The 21,951-nt window shown below is 38.4% G+C and carries 25 protein-coding genes; 10 read left to right on the top strand and 15 right to left on the bottom strand.

Annotation, left to right across the window (positions count from 1 at the left end; all coding sequences use genetic code 11):
* Positions 1-50: 50 nt before the first annotated feature.
* The 3 genes from CVS92_RS03645 to CVS92_RS03635 all read right to left on the bottom strand — a co-directional run bounded on the left by CVS92_RS03645 (position 51) and on the right by CVS92_RS03635 (position 2,564).
* A complete protein-coding gene (locus tag CVS92_RS03645; protein ID WP_103600401.1) occupies positions 51-536 on the bottom strand; it encodes a tetratricopeptide repeat protein in 486 nt (161 codons plus the stop codon).
* A 70-nt stretch (positions 537-606) separates the two neighbouring features.
* Complete coding sequence (locus tag CVS92_RS03640) at positions 607-1,269, bottom strand: M48 family metallopeptidase (RefSeq protein ID WP_199906405.1); 663 nt, start codon at positions 1,267-1,269, stop codon at positions 607-609.
* Positions 1,245-2,564, bottom strand: a complete 1,320-nt coding sequence (locus tag CVS92_RS03635) for an MATE family efflux transporter (protein WP_107788539.1) — start codon at positions 2,562-2,564, stop codon at positions 1,245-1,247. Before CVS92_RS03635 ends, CVS92_RS03640 begins: the two co-directional genes overlap by 25 nt.
* Before the next feature lie 102 nt (positions 2,565-2,666).
* On the opposite strand from CVS92_RS03635, the gene abc-f reads away from it, so the two are divergent.
* From abc-f to CVS92_RS03610, 5 genes are all read left to right on the top strand, one after another.
* Positions 2,667-4,598: a ribosomal protection-like ABC-F family protein gene (gene abc-f / locus CVS92_RS03630; RefSeq protein WP_107788538.1), complete on the top strand. Its 1,932-nt coding sequence runs from the start codon at positions 2,667-2,669 to the stop codon at positions 4,596-4,598.
* Position 4,599: 1 nt separating this feature from the next.
* Positions 4,600-5,034 (top strand): hypothetical protein, encoded by a 435-nt coding sequence (locus CVS92_RS03625; protein ID WP_107788537.1) that lies wholly within the window; start codon positions 4,600-4,602, stop codon positions 5,032-5,034.
* A 73-nt stretch (positions 5,035-5,107) separates the two neighbouring features.
* The gene (locus CVS92_RS03620; protein WP_107788536.1) at positions 5,108-6,619 is read left to right on the top strand and encodes a DKNYY domain-containing protein; all 1,512 of its coding nucleotides are present in this window, start codon (positions 5,108-5,110) and stop codon (positions 6,617-6,619) included.
* Positions 6,619-8,064 carry a DKNYY domain-containing protein gene (locus CVS92_RS03615; protein ID WP_107788535.1) on the top strand — a complete coding sequence of 482 codons (1,446 nt, stop codon included), beginning with the start codon at positions 6,619-6,621 and terminating at the stop codon, positions 8,062-8,064. The genes CVS92_RS03620 and CVS92_RS03615 overlap by 1 nt, the downstream gene beginning before the upstream one ends.
* A 125-nt stretch (positions 8,065-8,189) precedes the next feature.
* Positions 8,190-10,130 (top strand): BCCT family transporter, encoded by a 1,941-nt coding sequence (locus tag CVS92_RS03610; RefSeq protein WP_107708230.1) that lies wholly within the window; start codon positions 8,190-8,192, stop codon positions 10,128-10,130.
* A gap of 358 nt (positions 10,131-10,488) precedes the next feature.
* Here CVS92_RS03610 and modD read toward each other — a convergent pair whose 3' ends face one another.
* From modD to CVS92_RS03560, 10 genes are all read right to left on the bottom strand, one after another.
* Entirely contained in the window at positions 10,489-11,322 is an 834-nt protein-coding gene (gene modD, locus CVS92_RS03605; RefSeq protein WP_107788534.1) for a ModD protein, read from the bottom strand.
* A 1-nt stretch (position 11,323) separates the two neighbouring features.
* The gene (locus CVS92_RS03600; protein WP_107788533.1) at positions 11,324-11,581 is read right to left on the bottom strand and encodes a helicase; all 258 of its coding nucleotides are present in this window, start codon (positions 11,579-11,581) and stop codon (positions 11,324-11,326) included.
* Positions 11,582-11,593: 12 nt separating this feature from the next.
* Positions 11,594-13,057 carry an alanine/glycine:cation symporter family protein gene (locus CVS92_RS03595; RefSeq protein ID WP_234398693.1) on the bottom strand — a complete coding sequence of 488 codons (1,464 nt, stop codon included), beginning with the start codon at positions 13,055-13,057 and terminating at the stop codon, positions 11,594-11,596.
* Between the two features lie 14 nt (positions 13,058-13,071).
* A complete protein-coding gene (locus tag CVS92_RS03590; RefSeq protein ID WP_413784235.1) occupies positions 13,072-15,162 on the bottom strand; it encodes a heavy metal translocating P-type ATPase in 2,091 nt (696 codons plus the stop codon).
* Complete coding sequence (locus CVS92_RS03585) at positions 15,131-15,454, bottom strand: oxidoreductase (RefSeq protein ID WP_087585277.1); 324 nt, start codon at positions 15,452-15,454, stop codon at positions 15,131-15,133. The genes CVS92_RS03590 and CVS92_RS03585 overlap by 32 nt, the downstream gene beginning before the upstream one ends.
* The gene (locus CVS92_RS03580; RefSeq protein WP_103589312.1) at positions 15,454-15,768 is read right to left on the bottom strand and encodes a hypothetical protein; all 315 of its coding nucleotides are present in this window, start codon (positions 15,766-15,768) and stop codon (positions 15,454-15,456) included. Before CVS92_RS03580 ends, CVS92_RS03585 begins: the two co-directional genes overlap by 1 nt.
* 9 nt (positions 15,769-15,777) lie before the next feature.
* On the bottom strand, positions 15,778-16,089 hold the full coding sequence (locus tag CVS92_RS03575) for a hypothetical protein (RefSeq protein WP_234398692.1): 312 nt from the start codon (positions 16,087-16,089) through the stop codon (positions 15,778-15,780).
* A gap of 31 nt (positions 16,090-16,120) precedes the next feature.
* On the bottom strand, positions 16,121-16,771 hold the full coding sequence (locus tag CVS92_RS03570; RefSeq protein WP_107788530.1) for a ferritin-like domain-containing protein: 651 nt from the start codon (positions 16,769-16,771) through the stop codon (positions 16,121-16,123).
* The gene (locus tag CVS92_RS03565) at positions 16,764-17,087 is read right to left on the bottom strand and encodes an HMA2 domain-containing protein (RefSeq protein ID WP_021091233.1); all 324 of its coding nucleotides are present in this window, start codon (positions 17,085-17,087) and stop codon (positions 16,764-16,766) included. Before CVS92_RS03565 ends, CVS92_RS03570 begins: the two co-directional genes overlap by 8 nt.
* A gap of 101 nt (positions 17,088-17,188) precedes the next feature.
* A complete protein-coding gene (locus tag CVS92_RS03560; RefSeq protein WP_107788529.1) occupies positions 17,189-17,635 on the bottom strand; it encodes a Fur family transcriptional regulator in 447 nt (148 codons plus the stop codon).
* Between the two features lie 150 nt (positions 17,636-17,785).
* On the opposite strand from CVS92_RS03560, the gene CVS92_RS03555 reads away from it, so the two are divergent.
* The gene (locus CVS92_RS03555; protein WP_002942234.1) at positions 17,786-17,995 is read left to right on the top strand and encodes a hypothetical protein; all 210 of its coding nucleotides are present in this window, start codon (positions 17,786-17,788) and stop codon (positions 17,993-17,995) included.
* A 90-nt stretch (positions 17,996-18,085) separates the two neighbouring features.
* Here the strand turns inward: CVS92_RS03555 and CVS92_RS03550 are convergent, their stop codons facing one another.
* On the bottom strand, positions 18,086-18,748 hold the full coding sequence (locus tag CVS92_RS03550) for a lipid-binding SYLF domain-containing protein (RefSeq protein WP_107788528.1): 663 nt from the start codon (positions 18,746-18,748) through the stop codon (positions 18,086-18,088).
* 117 nt (positions 18,749-18,865) lie between these two features.
* On the opposite strand from CVS92_RS03550, the gene CVS92_RS03545 reads away from it, so the two are divergent.
* Positions 18,866-19,474: a trimeric intracellular cation channel family protein gene (locus tag CVS92_RS03545; RefSeq protein WP_054196787.1), complete on the top strand. Its 609-nt coding sequence runs from the start codon at positions 18,866-18,868 to the stop codon at positions 19,472-19,474.
* The gene (locus tag CVS92_RS03540; protein ID WP_107788527.1) at positions 19,471-20,457 is read left to right on the top strand and encodes an SAM-dependent methyltransferase; all 987 of its coding nucleotides are present in this window, start codon (positions 19,471-19,473) and stop codon (positions 20,455-20,457) included. Before CVS92_RS03545 ends, CVS92_RS03540 begins: the two co-directional genes overlap by 4 nt.
* On the opposite strand, the gene ybaK is transcribed toward CVS92_RS03540, so the two are convergent.
* Entirely contained in the window at positions 20,446-20,928 is a 483-nt protein-coding gene (gene ybaK, locus CVS92_RS03535) for a Cys-tRNA(Pro) deacylase (protein WP_107788526.1), read from the bottom strand. The two genes, CVS92_RS03540 and ybaK, sit on opposite strands and share 12 nt — an antisense overlap.
* Positions 20,929-20,986: 58 nt before the next feature.
* On the opposite strand from ybaK, the gene fliL reads away from it, so the two are divergent.
* Both fliL and acpS read left to right on the top strand, forming a co-directional pair.
* Complete coding sequence (fliL, locus tag CVS92_RS03530) at positions 20,987-21,523, top strand: flagellar basal body-associated protein FliL (RefSeq protein WP_107788525.1); 537 nt, start codon at positions 20,987-20,989, stop codon at positions 21,521-21,523.
* Positions 21,520-21,864, top strand: coding sequence for a holo-ACP synthase (gene acpS, locus CVS92_RS03525; protein WP_107784747.1), 345 nt, complete (start codon positions 21,520-21,522; stop codon positions 21,862-21,864). Before fliL ends, acpS begins: the two co-directional genes overlap by 4 nt.
* The last annotated feature ends 87 nt before the right edge of the window (positions 21,865-21,951 follow it).

Below are 21,951 nucleotides of genomic sequence, written 5' to 3'. Positions count from 1 at the left end.
TTGGTGTAATAAATTTAAATAAGAAATTTTTAGGCTCGTAAGCCTAAAAATTATAGTTGTTTTGAGCGTCTTAGATCGCCTGCAAATTCGCAAGACATCTTATCGCCTAATTCGCAGCCTTTTACTAAAAATTCATAAGCTTTTTTAAATTCTTTAGCTTCTATCAAGATAGAACCTACCATCTCGCAAGAATATCCATCATTCTTCTCACAAGCTTTATTAAAAAGCTCTCTTGCTTTTTGCGGTTCAGTATTTAGATAAAGCCCACCAGCTGCCGAGCAACCTTCTACCTCACCAGCTTCGCAAGCTTTATTATAGTACTCTAAGGCCTTGCTTGGATTAGGTAGAGCTGTTTTTCCTAGTTGGTAAATCGCTCCAACTTTTACGCAAGATTTTACATCATTTGCCAAACATCCTGCTTCAAATTTAGCCAAAGCTTCTTTAAAATTTGAACCAGCATATGCTTTTAAGCCATCTTCAAAATCGCCTGCGAAAGCACAAGCAGCTAAAAGCGAAACAAGAATCATTTTTTTCATTTAAATTTCCTTTTGTAAAATTTCTCGCAATTTTATCATATTAAATTTACACTTACTTGATGAAAAATAATTACGCTTTTAAAATTTGCTCTTGCTTTCTATAATCAGGCATGATTTTTTCTATAAAATCGTAAAAACTTTTTTGATGATGCGGATAGAGTAGGTGTGTTAGCTCGTGAAGAACGACGTAGCGCACGGCTGAGAGCGGCTTTTCTATGAGTCTTAGGCTTAGGTTTATGTAGCTTTTTTTGTGGTTGCAACTACCCCAGCGAGTTTTGCTATTTCGTATGACTATACGCTTGATTGGCTTATTTATAAAAGGCTGAAAATGGCTTACAAGCTCTAAAAATAGCTCTTTTGCTCTTGTTTTTTTAAAACGCTCAAGGCTTTTTAAATTTGGCGTAAAGACAAACTCGCCATCAAAAAATGGCTCTTTAAAATTTTCATCAAATTTTATCTTATAAACTTGCCCAAGAAATTTCATCTCATCATCTTTTGGTAAATTCAAAAGAGCTTTTTTGTAAGTATTTTCAAGCCAAATTTTATGCATCTCAAGAAAGCTAAGAGCCATCTTTTGCGTGCTGTAAAATGGCACAGATAGCGTGATCTTAGCGTCCTTGCCAACTCTTAGACGCATGGATTTTACATTTGTTTTAAAATTTATTAAAACGCTTAGCCCATAAAAGTCTAAATTTATGCTCTTTTGCTTTAAACTAGGCGTTTTTCTTGCCATTTTTTGCTTCTCCAACGCCACGTATTTGCAAGGCCCCTTAGCCATTCATCAGCACAAAACCCTATCCAAACGCCGATAATTCCCCAACCAAGATAGATACCTAAAAAATATCCAAGTGGCAGCGAAAGCCCCCACATAAAGATAAGGCCAGTCGCAAGAGGAAATTTTGCATCACCGCTTGCACGAAGGGCATTTACGATGACTATGTTAAAGGTTCTACCCGCTTCAAGAAATATCGAAAGTGTAAAAAGCGGTAGCATGATCGCACGTAAATTTTCATTTAAATTTAGTGCGTCCATGATTTGATACTTTAGTGCATAAGCTATAAGCACGACTACGAGTGTGATAAAAACTCCAAGTCTTAACGCTCTAAATGTCCTTGTATAGGCCTCGTTAAACTCACTTGCTCCAACTAAATGTCCTACAATGACCTCGTTGGCCACGCTAATGCTTGCTCCACAAAGCAAGATAAGAAGCGTGATCTGAAAGTAAATGGTCTGCACGCTAAGGCTAGCCTCGCCCATGCTTGCCACAAAGCCAAAAGCGACCATGTATTGCGCCATCCAGAGTAAATTTTCGCCTGCGCTTGGAAGGCCGATTGAGAGAATTTTCTTTAAAATTTCAAATGGCACGACAAGTAGCTTTTTAAAATAAATTTTAACTTTTGTTTTTTGACTTAGCATATAAGCTAGCACAAAAATGCCTACTAATCTGCCAACAAGTGTCGAGATAGCGACTCCTTGTAAGCCTAAATTTGGCAGATCAAACCAGCCAAAAAGGGAGATAGCATTGCCCAAAATCGTAATTACGTTCATTAAAACCGAAGTTAGCATAACAGCAGTTGCTAGGTTATAAACACGAAGCACTGCAGCTAGTACCATACCGATACCGTCAAAAAGCAGGGCAAAGCCAAGGATGTGAAGATATGAGAAGCTATCATTTATAAGCTCTTTTGGCACGTTTAGTAAATTTAAGATGTTGTAGCCAAAGACGTAGATAATGATAGCTGAGAAGATACCAAAGAGTGTATTTGACGTGATACTTGCGTGTATGACGTTTGAAGCAAGATCGTTCTTTTTAGCTCCCAGTGCTTGGGCGACGACAACCGAGCAGCCAATGCTTAGGAAGTTAAAAATGGTCATAAAAAGATCCATCACTTGATTGCCCGCACCCATGGCACCAACTAAATGCACGCTCACTTTTGTAACCATGTAGGTGTTGATGATGAGCGTAATGAAGTGTAAAAACATATCTAAAAATATCGGAACTACGAGTTTTCTCATAGATAAGTTCATTAAATTTTCCTTAATTATTTCAAAATTTTGGCGATTATAGCCAAAATTAGGTTTTAGCTCCCTTTTGATATAATCGCGAGAAATTTAAAAAATGAGAGAAAAATGGCATTAATCGACCTGATAGACGTAAGTAAAAAATTTGGCGCAAATGAAATTTTAAACGCTGTAAATTTTAGTGTAAATGAAAATGAAAAGATCGCTATCATCGGTAAAAATGGTAGCGGCAAGAGCACGCTTATGAAGATCATCTCTGGCGAAGTGGCAGCAGATAGCGGCAGACGGATATTACAGAGCTTAATAAGCGTCGAGATGCTAGCGCAAAATCCAAATTTTAACGCCACATTTAGCGTAAGAGATGCGCTAAATAACGAGCTAAAAGAGATATTTGACGCGATAAGCGAGTATGAAAAGAGTGGCGTTTTACTAGCAAATGAGCCTGAAAACAAAGAAATTTTAAAAGAGCAAGAGAGGCTTTTAAAATTTATAGAGGCAAAAGACGGCTGGAATATCGAGCATAAGATCGAGCGAATTTTGCAAGAATTTAAGCTAAAAGAGTATGAAAACAGGCCCATTTGCTCGCTAAGTGGTGGCGAGATCAGACGCGTGGCACTGGGTGCGCTCATCCTTAAAAAGCCAGATGTGCTGCTGCTTGACGAGCCGACAAACCACCTTGACGTATATATGGTCAAATTTCTTGAAGATATGCTTAAAAGCTCAAATCAAAGCATAGTTTTTATAAGCCACGATAGGTATTTTATCGATGCGCTCGCTACTAGGTGCGTTGAGGTCGAGGATGCAAGCTTAAAAAATTTCGAGGGCGGATATGCAAACTATCTAACCAAAAAAGAGGAAATTTTAGCAAGCCTTGCAAAGTCGCATGAGACGCTGCTAAAACAGCTAAAGGCCGAAGAGGAGTGGCTAAGGCGTGGCGTAAAAGCTAGGCTAAAGCGAAACGAGGGCAGAAAAGAGCGAGTGCTTGCCATGCGCGAGGAGGCTAAGAAAAACCCAGGCGTGATAAGGCGCGTGAGGCTAGAGCTGGAGCGTGCGAGTAAAAATTTCAACCAAGTTCAGAGCCAAAACCGCAAAAAAATGCTCTTTGAGTTTAAAAATTTAAGCAAAAGTATAGACGGCAAGGTGCTTTTTGAAAAATTTGACGCAAGAATCTTGCAGGGCGAGAGGATCGCCATAGTCGGGCGTAACGGCAGTGGCAAAAGCACGCTGCTTAAAATTTTGCTAGGCCTTGAAAGGCCAAGTAGTGGTGAGATAAAAAGAGGCGAGGTGAGCATCGGCTACTTTGATCAAGCTAGAAATGTACTTGATGATGACAAGAGCCTAATAGAGACATTTTGCCCAAATGGCGGCGATCATGTGCTAGTTCGTGGACGAAATATGCATGTTTATGGCTATCTTAAAAATTTCCTCTTTCCAAAGGAATTTTTAGATAAAAAGATAGGCGTTTTAAGTGGCGGCGAGAAAAACCGCGTCGCACTTGCACTACTTTTTACTAAAACTTACGATGTGCTGGTACTTGACGAGCCGACAAATGACCTTGATATCGCAACTATCAATATCTTAGAAGACTACTTGCAAAGCTTTGAGGGTGCGATCTTACTAGTAAGTCACGATAGATATTTTGTCGATAAGATGGCAAACAAGCTTTGGGCATTTGAGGGCACAAAGATAAATGTCTTGCATGAAGAGTATAGCGTCTATTTGGAGCTTGAAGATGAGCTAAAAGAGCTTGATAAATTTGAAAAAGAGCTTGTAAATAACCAAAATGAAGCTAAACAAAAGAGCAAAACCGGCATAAAGCTAAGCTACAAACAAACGCAAATTTTAAATACATATCCAGATAAAATTTCAGCCCTTGAAGCAAAAATTTCTGAGCTAAATGAAGGTTTAAGCGATCCAAAAATTTATCAAGAAGTAGGTCTTACTAAGCTTTATGAAGAGCTTGAAAAGGCAAAAGCTGAGCTTGAAAGCCTAGAAAATGACTATTTTGAAGTGCTTGAGATCGCTGAGGAGCTAGAGTAGCTTGAAAAAGATCGGTAGGATAAGCGCACTAAATACGAGAGTTGTTAGGCAAAATTCTGTTGTAAGCCTTAGCATTATCGTTGATAAGATGAGGTTTAGTGAGACATTTTCGCCTAAAATATATAAATATGAAGTGGGCGGCCTAGTCGAGATAAAATATAAAAAGGTTGGGTTTTTAAATAAGATAGAGACAATTAGGCTAATCGCAAAAAGCAGCGAAGAATCAGGACTTTTTGCAAGGATAGAAAATTTATTCTTTTTGCTTGTTGCTTTGTATCTTTGTTTTATTTCTTTGTGGGTTATCTATTATGGGATTACGTTGGAATTTAGCATTTATAGGCTTATCATTTTGTTAGCGGCTATTTGCTTTTTGATTTGGATGGGTAAATCTGCATATCTTAGGCTTTTGATTTTTAGATATTTTATATTTGGATAGAACTTTGAAATTTAAATGTATGAAAGGTTTGCGGCTTGATGAGGTCGCTAAATTTGTTTGAAACGGAGCTAAAATGTTAAAAAAACATCCGCTAATCTCTGTAGTGATCGCTATTGTTGTGATATTTTTTGCTACCTATTTTTTTATATTTGGGTTAGCTACTATTTTAGATGACGACATTGGCGATAGTAAAGAGCTAAATAATAGCTTTTTTTACGTCAAAGACGACAAGGTCTATGCCATGGTGCCAAGTGGTGGTAAATTTGAGCTAATAGGCGTGAAGGCCAGTAAATTTAGATACATTGACACTGGCAAATACGACAACAGAAACGTTGGCGCTAGCGATGAGGCGGTATATTGCGGTAACCTCGTGATGAGTGGGCTTGATCCAAATGGCGTTAGAGCGCTTGGCAATGGCTATTTTGGTGACGGCAAGATTACATATTTTTGCGATAGCGTAAGCGAGACAAACCTCGAAATTTCCGCACTTAAAGAGTTTTGGGACATCTTCTCGCACAAAATGTTTAACACACCAAAAGCACAAACTCATATCTATAAATTTAGGCAGGTTGATAACGCAAATTTAGCAGCGATCTTGGGCTTTGGCTACGCGAGTGACGGAGTAAAGGTCTATCATGAGGGTAAAGAGCTAGATGGCGCAAATGCCAGCAAGATGCGTTATATCGAGCAGGTATCTGGCAGAAAGAGCGTGCATTTTACGACTGATAGGGAAAATGTCTATTATGACAGCACAAAACTAGGGATCAAATTTAGCCCGCAAATGCGTGATATCGGCGAGATATGGCGCATTCACTATCTTTATGAGCCAAGTAGCGGCATGGTCTATGCAAATGACCATGAATTTGACCCAAAATTTGCCCCATACGAGCCACTTTTTAACCTAGAAGATAAGCACGCCTATCACGCTCTTTTTCGCGGTAAAGGTGGGATCTATCACTGGGAGCGAAAGTGGCAGTGGTATAACAGTATAGATGAGGGCGAGTTTGTAAGGGACGGAGATGATCCATTTAAAGGCGAGATAACGCCGCTATATGGCGACGTGGTAATAAGTGATGGCAAGACATATTTTTTAAAAACCTATGAAATTTGGCATGACACAAAAAATAACCACAGCCTAAGCTCACGCCACACTTGCATCGTAAGGCTTGATACAAAAGAGCAGTGGCGAAAGATAGGGCTTGTAAGAAACGATGGCTACGGAGCGGTCTATGCAAACGGCGATAAGACCTATTATTTTGATAACGTCGGCTACGGCTGGCATTTTAACAGCAGTGTTTATGATATAAACGACCTTGGCGTGGTTGAAATCCTCACTCGTCCTTATGACTCAAATGTTGAGAATTTAAAACTTGATGAGATAGTAAAAATGGTAGATCAAGGCGCTATGGTGCCAGCTGAGGGCGAGGTGGTGATCGATGCGATAAGCGACTTTGATGATTACTCGCAAAAATATGCCTACTGGATATTTTTAGCCATTGCATTTATAATGTCGGTAGTTGGCGCTATTTTTAAAAATAAAAATCAAAAAAGCGAGCTTAAAAAAAGGGTGGATGATTATAGATAATGAGAAAAATTACTATTAGATTTGTTTATTTTTTAGTTATCTTGACGCTATTTTTTGTTTTGGCGATGCTTTATCTATGGCATGAGGGCGAGTATCAAAGAGGCTTTGCAAACATTGATAGTAGCGAGTTTTACCGCTCGCCTGAGGGTAAAATTTACGTTCAAATTTCAGGTAGCGGCAAGTATGAGCTAAAAGGCGTCGATGAGGCTAGTTTTAGGGTCTTAAAGCTAAAGCACGCATACGACTACTCAAACGTGGGGGCTGATAAAAATCATGTCTATTGCGCTAGAGAAATTTTGCCAGGTCTTGATCCAAAAAGTGCCAAAGTGCTTGGCAATGGCTATCTAAGTGATGGCAAGATAAGCTATTATTGCGCTACTAGAAGCGAGAAAGAGGCGGGATTTAGCGAATTTGGCGCCATTATGAAAAACCTTGTTCACGTTTTTATAAAAAGCTACGATGATAGCCCTTATTTTTACAGGACAAAAAGGGTTGAAAGCACAAATTTAGAGCCTGTCTTTGACGCTGGCTTTGCAAGAGACGGAGCTACGCTTTACTACAAGGGCGAAAAGCTTGACGCAGATCCTAGCGAGCTAAGATACATCACGACAGAAAGCGGCGCTGCTAGCGGATATTACACAGATGGCAAAAGCTTGTTTATGGGCTTTTATAGGCTTGATACTGGCTACGGAGATGAGACGCGCCGGATATGCTACGATGCTAAGCACGATATAGAATATCTTTTTGAGCCAAAAAGTGGGGCGGTGTTTGCAAATGAGCATAAATTTAACGCTCAAAATATGCCTTATAGCGCCATTTATAGCGTGGATAACGTGCATTCGTTTTGGCCTCTTTTTGCCAGCAAAGATGGAATTTACTTTTGGGATGGCAGTAAAAACGAGCAGACTAAAATTTCAGACTATCAGCTAAAAGGCGAGCTAAAAAGGCTCTATGCTGACGTTTTTGTAGATGATAGCTCAGCCTATTTTTTACAGCAAGGCGAAGAGTGGCAGCGCTCAAAGCACGGCAGGCACTTAGTGGCGCAAACTGTCTCTTTATATAAATTTGCCCCAAGCAGCTCTTGGCGTGAGATAGGGCTGGTAAAAGATGGCGAGTATGGCGCAGTCTATGCAAATGGCGATAAGGTCTATTTTTTTAGCAAGATAAAGCCATTTTACGGCATAAAGCATAGCGTTTATGAGGTGGCGGGTCCTAGCGTCATAGAAATTTTAACAAGAGCGTCTAAAGAGCTTAGCGCAAAAGATATCAGCGAGATGATAAAGCGCGGTGAGCTAGTGGAGGCAAGCGGCGAAGAGGTTGCAAGATCGAGGATAGAGTATGACTCGCCAAAGATCATTTTGTATATCACATTTGGCATCGCTTTTGTCGTCATAGTGCTAACAACTCTTGCAAAACCAAAGAGAGATGAAAGAGACTTGAGATAAATTTCGAAGTGGCTATTTTTGGTGGCTAGAGCTTAAAATTTCATAAAAATTTAAAGAGAAAATTTGGCCTATTTACTCTTTTTTGTTATTTTAAGGCAAAACTGAAATTTATAAAAAGGAGAAAAATGTTTAAATTTCAAAGGTCAAAATTTAACAATTCAGTATTTATCCCATCGCTTATTGTCATATTTTTAATAGCGGCATTTGCAGCGATATTTCCAAATTTCTCAAATGAGTTTTTTAAGGGTATGCAAAACTACATCGCGGCCAAATTTGGCTGGTTTTATATCCTAGTTGTTGCCGTCATACTGCTAAGCGTCATCATTCTTGGCTTTAGTAAGCTTGGCGAGATCAAGCTAGGAGCTGATCACGTAAAGCCAGAGCACAAAAATATTTCGTGGTTTTCTATGCTTTTTGCCGCTGGCATGGGCATAGGTCTAGTATTTTTTGGTGTGGCCGAGCCGCTCATGCACTATCTAAACCCACCAGTTGGCGACGCGCAAACTATCGCAGCGCAAAAGCTTGCGTTGAATATCACATTTTTTCACTGGGGCATGAGCGCATGGTCAGTTTATGCTATCGTAGCGCTAATTCTAGCCTTTTTCTCGTATAGACACGGCTTGCCACTAACGCTTAGATCGGCGTTTTATCCGATCATCGGAGATAAAATTTATGGCAAGATAGGTAGCGCCATCGATACATTTGCCGTCGTGGCGACCCTTTTTGGCGTGGCGACATCGCTAGGATACGGCGTGCTTCAGGTAAATGCTGGCCTTACGCACGTTTTTGGCCTGCCAACCATGCACATCACGCTTCTAATAGTGCTTTGTTTTGCAGCTACTATCTCAGCGGCAAGTGGTGTCGATAAGGGCATCAAAATCTTGTCAAACGCAAATATCGCGCTAGCTATATGTTTTATGTTTTTGATACTATTTTTGGGCGATACGACGCAGCTTCTAAAGTCGTTTGTGCAAAACAGCGGCGACTACATCTCTACGCTCATCTCAAATACATTTAACCTCTACGCCTACGAGAGGCAAAACGAGAGCTGGCTTGGCGGCTGGACGCTGCTATACTGGGCTTGGTGGCTATCTTGGTCGCCGTTTGTGGGGCTTTTTATAGCTAAAATTTCAAAAGGCAGAACGATCAGAGAATTTGTGATCGGCGTGCTTCTCGTGCCAACTGGCTTTACCTTTGCTTGGATGAGCTTTTTTGGTAACTCAGCGATTGCGCTTGTTCAAAATGGCTTTAGCGAGCTAGCGACCACGGTAAATTCAGACTCGGCCTCAGCGCTATTTATGTTTTTGGAGAAATTTAGCTTTTCAGGCGTGCTAAGCACGATCGCGGTCTTTATGATCGTCATATTTTTCGTCACTTCGGCTGATTCTGCGGCGATCGTGATGAATATGCTTTGCTCAAACGGCAAGGACGATACGCCTGTTTGGCAAAAGGTCTTTTGGGGCGTTACAGTAGGCGTCGTGGCGGCATTTTTGATGCTAGCCGGCGGTCTTGGCTCGCTTCAAGCACTTACGATCACGACCGCGCTGCCATTTGCCATAGTGCTACTTGGTGCTATTTATGGGCTATTTAAGGCGTTACGTGTGGATCTAACCAAAAAAGAGACAAATAACTTTAGCAACATGCCTCTTAGCGATCTTTCAAAACCTTGGCAGGAGCGACTAAGCGCGATCATCACGCTTCCAGGCAAGAAAGATGGCAAGAAATTTTTAAACGAAGTCGTACTAAAAGTGTTTAACGAGCTAAAAGAGGAATTTGCCAAAAACGGCCTTGAAGCAAAGGTCACAAATGGCGAAAATTTTGTAAATTTAAATGTCGGACTTGGCGACGAGATGGACTTTAGATATGGCGTCTATCTTACTAAAAGCCAGAGCCCAGACTACACTAGAGAGCTTGACGGCGATGATCTTTACTATAGAGCAGAGGTATACCTAAAAGAGGGCGGTCAGGACTACGATGTGCTTGGCTGGAGCGAAGCCACGCTGATAAATGACGTCATCGAGCAATACCGCAAACACATGCAGTTTTTACATGTTGTTAGAGAGTAAATTTGAGTGAAATTTGCCTGGAATTTGAAAATTTCTAGGCAAATTCTAAATTTTACTCACTCGTTATCGTTTGTTACTGAATTTAAAAGCGTGATATACTTGTTTGTAAATTTTAAAATTTGATTGAGTTTTATGCACGTGGTGTAAAGCAAGATATGAGTGTCCTTATTTTTTAGAGAAAACAAATTAGAAAATTTAACTTTATTAGTTTGTATTTTTGCTTGTAGCTATGAGATAAATTTGAAAATAAAAAATGTTAATTTTTTGTTGCGTATCGTTCAAATTCCAGAGCCAAAATGCATTTTCTGTAAATTTTTAACTTTGATAGATGTTTTGCTGTATCGGTCATTGTAAAAATTTATAAAATCTCAAGTCTGGTGCTGATATCAGCAACGCCTTTTGAATACATCGCTGATGTTACTATCGCATCGGCATTTGCGTAATCTTTTACATTTGCTAAATTTATGCCGCCAGCTGCTAGTATCATTGTATTTGGCGAAATTTCATCTCTTAAAGATAGTACGTTTTTGATAAGCTCTTGGCTAAATTTATCACACTGTACAACGTCGCAATTTGCTTTTAAAAGCTTGCTTGCTTCGTCTAAATTTTCAGCTTCAACGCAGATTTTTTTCTCAACCATTTTGGCTTTAAATTCTGGCAAAAGAGATACAAATTCATCAAAATTTGCATAAGCTTTCATGTGGTTTTTAAAAAATAAAATACTATCGCTAAGCCCAAGCCTATGGATGCCACCACCGCCTTCAAGTACTGCTTTTACGCAAAATTTCTTAGCAAATGGAAAGCTCTTTCTAGTTGCTAAAATTTCACATTTTTCATTGACGCACTTTGTGGCATTTACCATTTTGTTTGTATAAGTTGCGATGGCACTGGCATATTCTAGTGCGACTTGAGCTAGTTTCCAAGCCTTATGCACATTTTCATAGCTGCCATAAATTTTTATGATTACATCGCCAGCCTTGCAAATTTGAGAATTTTGCACAAAAATTTTACTCTCGCACCCAAGTAGCTTTGCAACACTTGCGGCTACATCAACGCAGCTAACGCAAATTTCATCACGTGAATAAATTTCAAGTAAGGCATTTTTATCGATATTTTGAAGCGACGTAGTAAGATCAAAGTAAGGTATATCTTCGTTTATATAGCTTAGAATTTCTGCGTCGCTAAGTATCATTTTATGCCTTTTTTGCCTCATTTTTTGCTTTTATTATCATTTTTTTAAAGATTCCATTGTCATAAAGCCCAGTATGATAAAGAGCAAAGCAAGTAAATGCAATGCCTGAAACTGTGTGTAATTTTTTCATACCTCTGCCATTCATGCAAAGTGCCGTTAAGCAAACTGTCGCTAAAGTAACGCCCATACCGACCTTTGCTACCTTTCTGTGAGTATTTATGTCAAGTAGTTTGCCACTTATTTTTGTATCGTTTTTCAAATTCTTCTCCATTTAGTTTTTATTCCAGCAACTTGTATTTTTGATGCCAAGACTTTCTGGGTCAAATTCTGGATTTATCCCAGCTTTTCTTTGAGCTTCGTAGTCTTTGACTGCTATTATCACTACTTTTGAAAGTAAGAATATAGCGATGATGTTAATAGTTGCCATTGCAGCCATTGTGATATCCGCGATATTCCAAGCGAGCTTTAAATTCATCTGAGCGCCAATAAATATCATAACGACAGCCGTTATCTTAAATAGCAATGTAAGCTTGTGGTTTTTGGTTAAAAATTTCATATTTGCCTGAGCGTAGTAGTAGTTGCCAATAAGCGAAGTGATGGCAAAAAGTACGACCGCAAGAGTGGTAAAATGAACTCCAAATTCACCAAAATACTCTTTCATAGCGGCTTGAACGAGAGGAAGTGCTGTTAGCACCTCACCACTTGAGCCAGTCTGCTTCGTAAGATAGGCCTGTGAAAATAGCACGATCATACCAGAAGCGATACATATAGTCATGTCTATAAAGACTGCCATTGCTTGAACTAGGCCTTGTTTTACTGGGTGGCTAGTATGTGCTGCGGCTGCTGCGTTTGGAGCTGAGCCCATGCCAGCTTCGTTTGAGAAAAGACCTCTTTTGATGCCTATTACGATCACGCTGCCGGCAAATCCGCCAAATATCGCTTTAAAATCAAAGGCATTTTCTAAAATCATCTTAACAACATCAGGAATTTCTTTGAAATTTAAAATGATAGCGATAAGTGCTAGCGAGATGTAGGCAAGTGCCATAAACGGCACGATGTATGAGCTTACCTTACCGATGATGTGGCTTTTGCTAAAAAACATTACCGCCGCAAATGCCGTAAGAATAAGGCCGATGCCAACAGGTAGGCCGCTTTGTGCAAAGCTAACGTTGCTGCCAGCTTTGTCGTAGTAAATTTCAAAAGCTGATGTCATGGTATAGCTTTGAAGTCCGTTAAAACCGTATGCGTAGGTGATGATGAGGATCACTGCAAAAAGAGAGGCCAGCCATTTTATGCCAAGGCCATTTTTGATGTAATAAGCTGGACCACCTTTAAATCCAAAAACATCTTTTGTCTTATAAATTTGCGCTAGCGTACTCTCTATAAAAGCTGAAGCTGATCCTAAAAATGCCATCAAGCACATCCAAAAAAGAGCACCAGGACCGCCCGCGACGATGGCAGCTGAAATTCCAGCGATATTGCCTATACCAACGCGCGAAGCAGTCGAGATCATAAGTGCTTGAAATGGCGTTAAATGGTGCTTATTATACTTGTCCTTTTTTTCTACTAAGACTCTGCAAGCCTCAAAAAACATCCTAAACTGCACAAAACGAGTCAAATAACTAAAATAAATTCCCGTAGCCACAAGAATAATGACTAAAAAATATCCATATAAAAAGTCGTTGGCTACGTCCATTTTGCCGTTTAAAAAATTTAAGAAACTATCAAGCACCATCTACCCTTTCAAATTTATTTTGATTTGAATTTTACGCCCTTCATTGAATTTAATAAAAGCCAAATCGTTGTGCCATTATGAAGCATGGCAGTTGCTATTGGATTTAACATGCCAAGCGTTGCGGCACTTAGTATGGCTGTATTTACGCCAACGGTTGAGCGGAAATTTGAGCTAATTAACTTCATAGTTTTATTAGCAAGCTCTTTTGCAAGCGCTACGCTCGTGATGTCATCTTTTAAAAGGCTTATATCAGCCGTTGCTTTAGCGATATCAGCACCTTTGTGCATGCTGATGCCAACATTTGCTTTTGTTAAGCTTGGCGCGTCATTTATGCCATCACCTACAAAAGCGACCTTTTTGCCCTCACTCTTTAGCTCTTCGATGATCGCTGCTTTGTCCGTTGGCAAGCACTCAGCATAGACCCTGTCAAGCCCCAGCTCGCGCGCTACCTCTTCAGCTTTGCTCTTTATGTCGCCACTTAGCATAACTATCTCTTTCACGCCAAGATTTCGTAGTTTTGCCACCATATCTTTAGCGTTTGCTCTCATATCATCTTTCATGGCTATGACGCCAACAAGCTCTTTGTCGTATCCCACGTAAAGCAGGGTTAGACCGCTTTGTAAAGCCTTATTTATAAGCGTTTCGTGAGCTTTAAAGCTTATCATCTCATCATCTTCTAAAAAGTGCCTACTGCCGATAACGACCTCTTTGCCGTGCATCGCAGTTTTTACACCGTGAGCTACGATAAATTCAACTTCGTCGTGGTGGATATGGCTAAATCCACGCTTGTTTGCAGCCTCAACTATCGCTTCAGCCACAGGGTGGAAGTAGTGCTCCTCAGCACTTGCGGTTAAATTTAAGATATCAGCCTCTGAAAATCCATCTTTAAAAGAGTAAATTTCAACCACGCTTAGGCGTCCGTGAGTTAGAGTGCCGGTTTTGTCAAAGACAAATGTATCAACCGAACTTAGAGCCTCGATCGCCTTTGCGCCTTTTATGAGGATGCCGTTTCTGCCAGCCTTTGAGATGCTTGACTTAAACGCAACTGGCGTAGCGAGCTTAAGTGCACAAGAGTAGTCAGCCTGAAGCACGCTTGCAACGCTGTTCATATTTTTATTTATAATATATGAAAGCCCAGCAAGTGAGAGTGTGACTGGTACAAGTTTGTCGGCTAGTTTTAGAGCTTTTACCCCAATGGCTGATTTTTCATTAAGTGAAGTTTGGATGTACTCTTTGATCCTTGCAGTTGCGGTGTCGCTACCTACGTTTTCAGCCCAAATTTTTATCCTACCTTCATCAACCACGGTGCCACTTATAACACGGTCGCCTCTAGCTTTTGGTATAGGTTCAGCCTCTCCAGTCATTGAGACTTGATTTACATCAGCGTTACCTTCAACGATATAACCATCAACGCCTATCGTCTCACCAGCTCCGACTACTACGATGTCGCCCTTTTTTAAATTTTCGGTTTTTACTTTTTCAAGCGTCTTTTCACCATTTAAATTTCTCTCGACCCAGACTTCTTCGATATTTGGTTTTGCTAGCTCTTTGATGAGATCATCACTTCTGTGGCTAGCACTTTCTTCCATATATTCGCCGATATTTATCATCAAATTTGTGCTATTTGCTGCTAGGTGATCACCCATAGCAAGGCTTGTACCAATAGCTGTTGCCTCAAGTACTTTTGAGGTGACGCCCTCGTGCCTTAGCTCTTTTGCACCTTCTATTAAATTTGGAGCTGTAGCGTAAAGAGTCACGGCTGATTTTAAAGTTTTGTTGCTCATAAACGGCGTTACACCAAGTGCAGCAGCAGCTTTGTAGATATTTGCCTTGCTAGGTAAATTCTCATCTTTTGACTTGGTTGGAAAATCATAGCTCTTTATAAAATCTAAAATTTTCTCATAGCTCTTATCAAATTCGACGATGATGCTTTTTGCGTATTTATTTACACGAACACTTAGCGCATCAGTTCGCTCTGAGATCGCAGCCTCGATGGCGCTGACATCGCTTCTATCGTTTAGGCTCTCGCAAATAAATCTCGCTCTATTTTTACTCTTGTGAGCTAGAGTGACCTTATTTTTGTGAGTCAAGTTCTGCTTTGACATCTTCAAAACGCTCTTTTAGTTCTTCTATGCCAGCATTTATAAGCTCGCCACCTTTGATAATCGCTTTAAATACGCACTCTTGTGCTTTTGGATTAGTCAGTACATAAGCTGCGATACCACCTAAAACTAGACCTTTTACAAAGCCAGCAGCATTAAAATTTTCAGGCACAAATGGTAAATTTTGAGCTGCATTGTTTATTGCGTTATCAATTGCGCTTGGCTGAGTAGCTGCTGCATTGTTGGCTACAGTTTCACTTGCTACGTTTTCTTCGTTGATATAAGGGTTATTCATTATTTACTCTCCAATTTTATTAGTTTTTCTGCTATCAAAAGACCGCCGATACCAGCTGCTGTAAAAGCTGCTGCATTTAGATATTTTTTTTGTGCTATTAAATTTGAAGCATGAATGCCAACAGCACCTACAAAACCACCTGTTACAGCGTATTTCGCTATCTTTTTAGCGATATCTTTTTTAGTTGCTCTATTATTTAGATAGTCGCTAAAGCCAAGTGCAGCTGCACCCATGCCAGCGATTAAAGCTCCGCTGATGAAGTGATCAAATGGAAGTCTTGTGCTTGAAAGTGTAAAAAGACTATTTTCTTGCATTCTCTATCCTTAAGCTATATCGTTTACTGTGATAGCTTTTGGAGCAGCTGGCTTTTTAGCGCGTGGTTTTCTTGTTTTCTTTACCACTTTTTCAGCCTCTTTTTCTACTTTTTTAGCACCGCGTTTTGCCTTTTTCTCTTCTTTTACTATAAAGTCTTTTGCATCTTTTGCAACGCTTTTACCTTTTTTGTAAAGATCTTTTGCAGCCTCTTTGCCTTTATCTAAGCCTTCTTGGGCGTACTCTTTGATCTTATCTCTTTTATTCCAAGCAGCTACTGCTAAACCGCCTACTGCTAAACCTGCTAAAAATGGTAATGCCATTTTAAATCCTTTCTTTGTTTGATTTTGTAAATTATTCATTTTCTTCATCCTTATTAAAATTTTTACTAACTACTGAAATGCCTAATGCCCCAAGTGCAAGTCCGCTAAAAAACGAGAAATTTGGATTGTTGGTTATCTTTGCTAACTCGCTTTTATCAGCTTTGCCACTTGCGATATTTTGCAAGCTTTTAGTTATCTCATTAAAGTCGTTTTGATAGTTTTCTAAAATATTTGTTATGCCATTTTGCTCAAAATTTTGTGAAATTTCATTTAAATTTAGCTCATTTTTTATTTCACAGCCACTATAAATTTCTTTTAAACGTTGCTTTAAAGAGGCAACGTATTCGTTATTTGAAGTAGCCCAAAGTCTAAAAAATAGATCTTTTAGCTCTTCATCATCTAAGCTTTCACAAAATTTTTCATACATTTTATTTAGCTCTAACTCATAGTTTAAAGCTTGTATCAGCGCATCTTCTTTATTTTTTGCTGGCAAAAATATAGCTTCATTTTCGCAAGCAAGCTCATAATCATGTGTGCTCGCAAATTTTTCTATCAAGATGATTGCATTTTTTCTGATATTTGCGATCTCGTTAAAAACATCACCAAATGAAGCTAAATTTTCATATAAGCTAAGTGCGTTGTTTTCGCTGGTGTATGATGCATTTAAAAGTTCATTAAGCATATTTCACTTCTTTTGCAACTTCATTTACTCTAGTTGAAATCTCTTCTAAATTTTGCCCTTTTAAAAGATCTTCCCAAAGGTTTTTTGGAAAAATTTCATGATCATATTCGATCGTTACAGAGCCGATTAGCTTGTTAAATTTTACATTTTTTATACCATTTATTTGAGCTATCACATCATCTAGGCTAGCTAAATTTACGCTGCTACTTAGCTCTTTTATCTTTGGACTAACTCTTACTCTTAGTCTGCCGTTTGTATGAGCTATCATTGAAAAATAGCTTGCAACTTGTGCTAAAGTTTGTGTTTTTATATCCATTTTCATCCTTTTTTTAATTGCGTATTATCTATTTCACAGCTTAAATAAATCTGAAATTTTTTTGTTTTTCATTATCAAAAAGTAAAATGAAATGATAAAATTTAATTTCCATTTTTCTCTTGGCAATCACTGCAAATACCATAAAGTATCATCGTATGCGACTGCTCGCTAAAATTTTTTTCTTCGCAAATTTGCTCTTGCCTTTGCTCTATCATCTCATCTTCAAAATCAACTATCTTTTCACAAATTTCACATATCAAATGATCGTGCGAGGATTTTAAATTTAACTCAAATTTTTTTACTCCATTTTCTTCAAAACAATTTGCAAGATGATGCGTTTCGAGAAAATTTAAAAACGAGTAAATTGATGTCATTGAAATTTCATTCTTGTGGATTTTGTAAATTTCTGAAGAAATTTCTTGAGCACTTAGATGAGAGTTGCTAATGAAAAGTACATGCAAAATTTGTTCTTTTAACTCTGAGCTTTTCTGCCCAAAGGCTTCTAAAAACTCTTTAAAATGCTTATAAAATAGTTCAAAATTATCCACAAAAACCTAACCAAAATGATAATGAATATAAGGATTTTACAACTTTACTTATAAAAAAAGCATAAAATTTCTTACGAATTTCAAGTAAAGTATTTTATAAGATTGTTTTGGTATAGTGTCGCATTTTTTAAATCAAAATTAAGGAATAAAATGACTTACGACGAGCTTGAATTAGACGCCGTTTTGTTAGAGGTTTTAGAAAATAGAGGCAGTTTTGATTCTATGGACGATGAGGAGCTTTACGAGCTTATCGAACAAGTTGCACAATATACAGATGGCGATTACGAAGAAGCGTTTGAGTATATGACTCAATTTTCTCCAATCCCTAAAAAACGCTTTGTTTCACTATTTATGGTTTAGCAAAAAGCTAAGCCATAACTTCTATAAAATTAATCATAAAAGTAAAAATAAAAAGAGCTCTTGACTCACTTAATGAGTCAAGGAATTGAGCTATAAGAAGTATTTTGAGATTATTTCTTTAAATTTTAGTGTGTATTTACTAGCTTTTGGGCTATTGTTGTAGATATTTTCAAAATCATACATTCGCTCATAGTAATCATTTGTATCTTGTCTATTTATTTTTAGCCTTGCCACATCTAGGCTAACTCCTACAAAAGCACCACTTGTCTTGCCACGCTCCTCAGCAAATGCTGAAATTTCAGGCAAATCACTTGTGATCGCTACTTCATTACCAACGCCACCAGTTGCTTCTGCTTTTAGGCTGATCGTATCTTTTGCATTAAATAAATTTGCATAAGCTTCTGAATTTTTAAATAAAATGATCATATCAGCTGAGCTGTAACCAAGCTGCAAGCCTATGCTTCCAGATGTGTAATTTACAAAAAATGGGCTTGACCATTCACCATCATCGTTTTTAGCGATAAATACGCCTTTGCCTGTTGAGCCAGTTACAACAGCGCCTGCTTTTGTCACATCAGGGATTATGGCGATCGCTTTTATGCCTTCAAATTTAGTGTTTGGCTTTAAATTTCTTGTACCAAAAGTGTTTAAAATATTTATTGCATTTTTTAGCTTTTGATTTTGGATCACATCAGCATTTAAGTATGGCGTGAAAAATAAACCAGCAAGAAATATGATTAATAGTCTTTTCATTAAAATTCCTTCCTTAAATTTTTCGTTATTATAGCCTAAAATAAACTAATGGTAAAAATATTATTAATGATTTTTTATGAGAGTTCATTATAAAATGCGACCTTTTAAGGGAAAAATATGAGTTTAATACTTTTTGTCGAATACGTCGGTATTGCATCAGCTGCACTTAGTGGGTTTTTATTTGCAGTAAAAAAGGAGTGCGACTGGCTTGGAGTCTTTTTGTCTGCATTTTTGACCGCACTTGGTGGCGGTATCATGCGTGATATGCTCGTTGGCAGGGCAGTTTATTCATTTACGCACTATATGCCAGTAAGCGTTGTTATTTTTATGTTGATTGTTTCAAGAGTGGCAAATTTACACATAAAAAGAGAAGGTTTGGAGCGAAAATTTGTATTCATATTTGCCGATGCGATCGATGTTATCTGTTTTTCGATCGTTGGAGCAATGGTTGCTATTGAGTACAACTACAACATCTTTGGCGTGATGATGATCGCCTTTTTTAACGGCGTTGGCGGCGGTATCTTAAGAGATATTTTGCTAAACGAAATTCCATGGTTTTTACGCACCGGACTTTACGGCACGATAAGCCTTGGCGTGGGGCTTGCTTACTTTGTGCTATATCATCTAGGCCTAACCAATATATTTTTTACCATGCTCTTGCTCGCTGCTGGCATTACAGTTAGGATGTTTGCGTTTTACAGAGGCTGGAAGCTACCTGATCTATGAAATTTAGCGAGTTTTTTGATATCTGGGTCAATGAAAACTACTATAAATTTGGCGTAGATATCGGCAAAAAGGGCGATTTTTATACAAATGTAAGCGTTGGCTATCTCTTTGGCGCTTGCCTTGCAAACTACTTTTTAAAGCTGCTTAGAAACTGCGAAATTTCTAGCTCTTGTAAGATTGTGGAGATTGGTGCAAACTCTGGCGATATGCTAGCTGATTTTGCACAAGGGATTTTTACGCTTAACCCAGAAATTTTGCCAAATTTGGAGTTTATAATCATCGAACCTCATGAAATTTTACATAAAAAACAGCTTGAGACTTTTGCAAAACGCTTTGGCGATGATATCAAAATAAAACACTATAAAAATTTAGACGAGTGTGCATTTGATGAAATTTTTGTCATCTCAAATGAGCTACTTGACGCATTTAGCTGTGAAGTAATAGACGGACAAAATATGCTTTTTGTGGATGATGAACTAAAATTTCACTGGCAAAAGGCAGATCAAAATTTGCTAGCTCTTGCAAAGAAATTTGACATAAAAAAGGGCGAGATATCAACTAGCTACGTTAAATTTGCGCTCCAGCTTGCAAGTGCAGCAAAAAAGGTGAGATTTTTAAGCTTTGATTACGGCGAATTTGAGCCAAAAAATGAGTTTAGCCTAAGGGTTTTTAAAGACCATCAAGTATTTTCTTTATTTGAAATTTCAGATCTTGAGCCATATTTTAAAAGCTCGGATCTAACTTATAGCCTTTGCTTTAAGCAGGTAAAAGAGGCTTTTTGCGAGGCTGGCTTTGAGATGCTTAAATTTAAAAAACAAAACGAAGCTTTAGTTTGTGATCTTGGCATGGATGAAATTTTATCTTTAGTGCTTGAAAAGGGTAGCAAGCAAGCCTATGAAAATGCAGCTAAGCAGGCGAAATTTCTACTCTCGCCCGAGTTTTTAGGCGAGAAGTTTAAATTTATAGAGTTTTTAAAGAACTAGCCTGGCTATATTGGCAAATTTGGCCTCGCAAGCTTTTAAAAGATCATTTGGAGCTATTTTTATCTGTTTGCCTCTTACTCCAGCGCTTACTAACACGTATTCTTGCTCTTTTGCTCGCTCATCGATGAATGTGGCAAAGTGCTTTTTCATAGCAAGCGGTGAGCAGCCACCCCTGATGTAGCCAGTGATCTTTTCTATATCTTTTAAATTTATAAGTTCACAGCGTTTTGCGCCACACGCGTGAGCAAGTGCTTTTAGATCAAGCTCCAAATCGCCCTGCAAGCAAGCAACAACGAAATTTTTAGGCTCACACTCGCAAACGATAGTCTTATAAATTTGCTTTATATCTTGCTTAGTGCTAGCTGCTACGTGGAGGGCTGAAAGATCGTTTAAATCAACTTCATACTCTAAAATTTCATAATTAATTTTTAGCTTGTCTAAAGCTCTAGCAGCATTTGTTTTATGTATCATTTTTTCTCATTTTTGCGAATTTTTTGTATAATTATAGCCAAAACTTAAAGGAGGAAAGATGACTGAAGAAGTTGAAGAGAAAAAAGCAAAAAAAGGTGGCAATGGTGCATTAATGATAATTATCATTGCGATATTTGTTTTGCTGCTAGTTATTGGAGGACTAGTCGCGTTTTTGATGCTTAGTTCTGACGAGCCAAAAGAGGCAAATATGATGCAAGCATCAGCTCAGACTCAAACGCAGTCCATGCCAGCTCAAAATAAGGCAAAGCATGGTAGCAACGACTATTCAAATATGGGACCGATATATCCACTTGATCAGTTTATTGTAAATTTGCTTAGCGAAAATGGCTCAAGATTTCTTAAAACTAAGATCGATATGGAGCAAAGCGATGAGTTGCTAACTCCTGAGCTTGATAAGAAAAAAGCACTTTTAAGAGATATTATTATCAGAACACTTTCATCAAAAACCTACGAAGAAGTAAGCACCGCAAAGGGCAAGGATAGGCTAAAAGACGAGATCGTCGGCAAGCTAAATGAAGTGCTAAATGATGGCTACATCAAAAACATATTTTTTACTGATTTTGTGGTGCAATGATAGGCATTGATATCGTTAAGATAGATAGAATTTCAAAACTTAAGGCTCGTTATGGCGAGCTTTTTTTAAAAAAATTTCTTAGTGATGACGAGATCACGCTAGCAAAAAATGATGCGACTTTGGCTGGATTTTGGGCGGCCAAAGAAGCAGCTAGCAAAGCTCTTGGTGTGGGCATCAGCAAAGAGTGTGGCTTTTTGGACATTGAGCTTAGCAAAGACGCAAAAAACGCACCAAAGATAAAATTTAGCACAAAAATTTATACAAATTTTAATATCAAAGAAGCAAGCCTTAGCATAACTCACGATGGCGGATTTGCCGTAGCTGCAGTGATGATAGTGTGAAATTTTTTGTATTTGAAGTTTTTATAATATAACGTGGATAAAAATCAAAATAATTTTAATTTTTATGCAAGATGCTTTACTTAAGCC

Origin of the sequence: Campylobacter concisus (assembly GCF_003048555.1) — a bacterium.
Taxonomy (GTDB): domain Bacteria; phylum Campylobacterota; class Campylobacteria; order Campylobacterales; family Campylobacteraceae; genus Campylobacter_A; species Campylobacter_A concisus_AO.
Note: the sequence above shows the minus strand (reverse complement) of the source record. Positions and strands in the feature narration are given on the sequence as shown.

Coding starts and splice junctions, on each gene's coding strand:
- CVS92_RS03615 (WP_107788535.1), top strand. CDS start 6,619: ATGAGAAAAATTACTATTAGATTTGTTTATTTTTTAGTTATCTTGACG.
- CVS92_RS03640 (WP_199906405.1), bottom strand. CDS start 1,269: ATGGCAAGAAAAACGCCTAGTTTAAAGCAAAAGAGCATAAATTTAGAC.
- CVS92_RS03565 (WP_021091233.1), bottom strand. CDS start 17,087: ATGGATATAAAAACACAAACTTTAGCACAAGTTGCAAGCTATTTTTCA.
- CVS92_RS03550 (WP_107788528.1), bottom strand. CDS start 18,748: ATGAAAAGACTATTAATCATATTTCTTGCTGGTTTATTTTTCACGCCA.
- CVS92_RS03635 (WP_107788539.1), bottom strand. CDS start 2,564: ATGAACTTATCTATGAGAAAACTCGTAGTTCCGATATTTTTAGATATG.
- CVS92_RS03555 (WP_002942234.1), top strand. CDS start 17,786: ATGACTTACGACGAGCTTGAATTAGACGCCGTTTTGTTAGAGGTTTTA.
- CVS92_RS03620 (WP_107788536.1), top strand. CDS start 5,108: ATGTTAAAAAAACATCCGCTAATCTCTGTAGTGATCGCTATTGTTGTG.
- modD (WP_107788534.1), bottom strand. CDS start 11,322: ATGATACTTAGCGACGCAGAAATTCTAAGCTATATAAACGAAGATATA.
- CVS92_RS03580 (WP_103589312.1), bottom strand. CDS start 15,768: ATGCAAGAAAATAGTCTTTTTACACTTTCAAGCACAAGACTTCCATTT.
- CVS92_RS03590 (WP_413784235.1), bottom strand. CDS start 15,162: ATGTCAAAGCAGAACTTGACTCACAAAAATAAGGTCACTCTAGCTCAC.
- abc-f (WP_107788538.1), top strand. CDS start 2,667: ATGGCATTAATCGACCTGATAGACGTAAGTAAAAAATTTGGCGCAAAT.
- CVS92_RS03570 (WP_107788530.1), bottom strand. CDS start 16,771: ATGCTTAATGAACTTTTAAATGCATCATACACCAGCGAAAACAACGCA.
- fliL (WP_107788525.1), top strand. CDS start 20,987: ATGACTGAAGAAGTTGAAGAGAAAAAAGCAAAAAAAGGTGGCAATGGT.
- CVS92_RS03575 (WP_234398692.1), bottom strand. CDS start 16,089: ATGGCATTACCATTTTTAGCAGGTTTAGCAGTAGGCGGTTTAGCAGTA.
- CVS92_RS03540 (WP_107788527.1), top strand. CDS start 19,471: ATGAAATTTAGCGAGTTTTTTGATATCTGGGTCAATGAAAACTACTAT.
- CVS92_RS03595 (WP_234398693.1), bottom strand. CDS start 13,057: ATGGTGCTTGATAGTTTCTTAAATTTTTTAAACGGCAAAATGGACGTA.
- CVS92_RS03645 (WP_103600401.1), bottom strand. CDS start 536: ATGAAAAAAATGATTCTTGTTTCGCTTTTAGCTGCTTGTGCTTTCGCA.
- CVS92_RS03545 (WP_054196787.1), top strand. CDS start 18,866: ATGAGTTTAATACTTTTTGTCGAATACGTCGGTATTGCATCAGCTGCA.
- CVS92_RS03610 (WP_107708230.1), top strand. CDS start 8,190: ATGTTTAAATTTCAAAGGTCAAAATTTAACAATTCAGTATTTATCCCA.
- ybaK (WP_107788526.1), bottom strand. CDS start 20,928: ATGATACATAAAACAAATGCTGCTAGAGCTTTAGACAAGCTAAAAATT.
- acpS (WP_107784747.1), top strand. CDS start 21,520: ATGATAGGCATTGATATCGTTAAGATAGATAGAATTTCAAAACTTAAG.
- CVS92_RS03585 (WP_087585277.1), bottom strand. CDS start 15,454: ATGAATAACCCTTATATCAACGAAGAAAACGTAGCAAGTGAAACTGTA.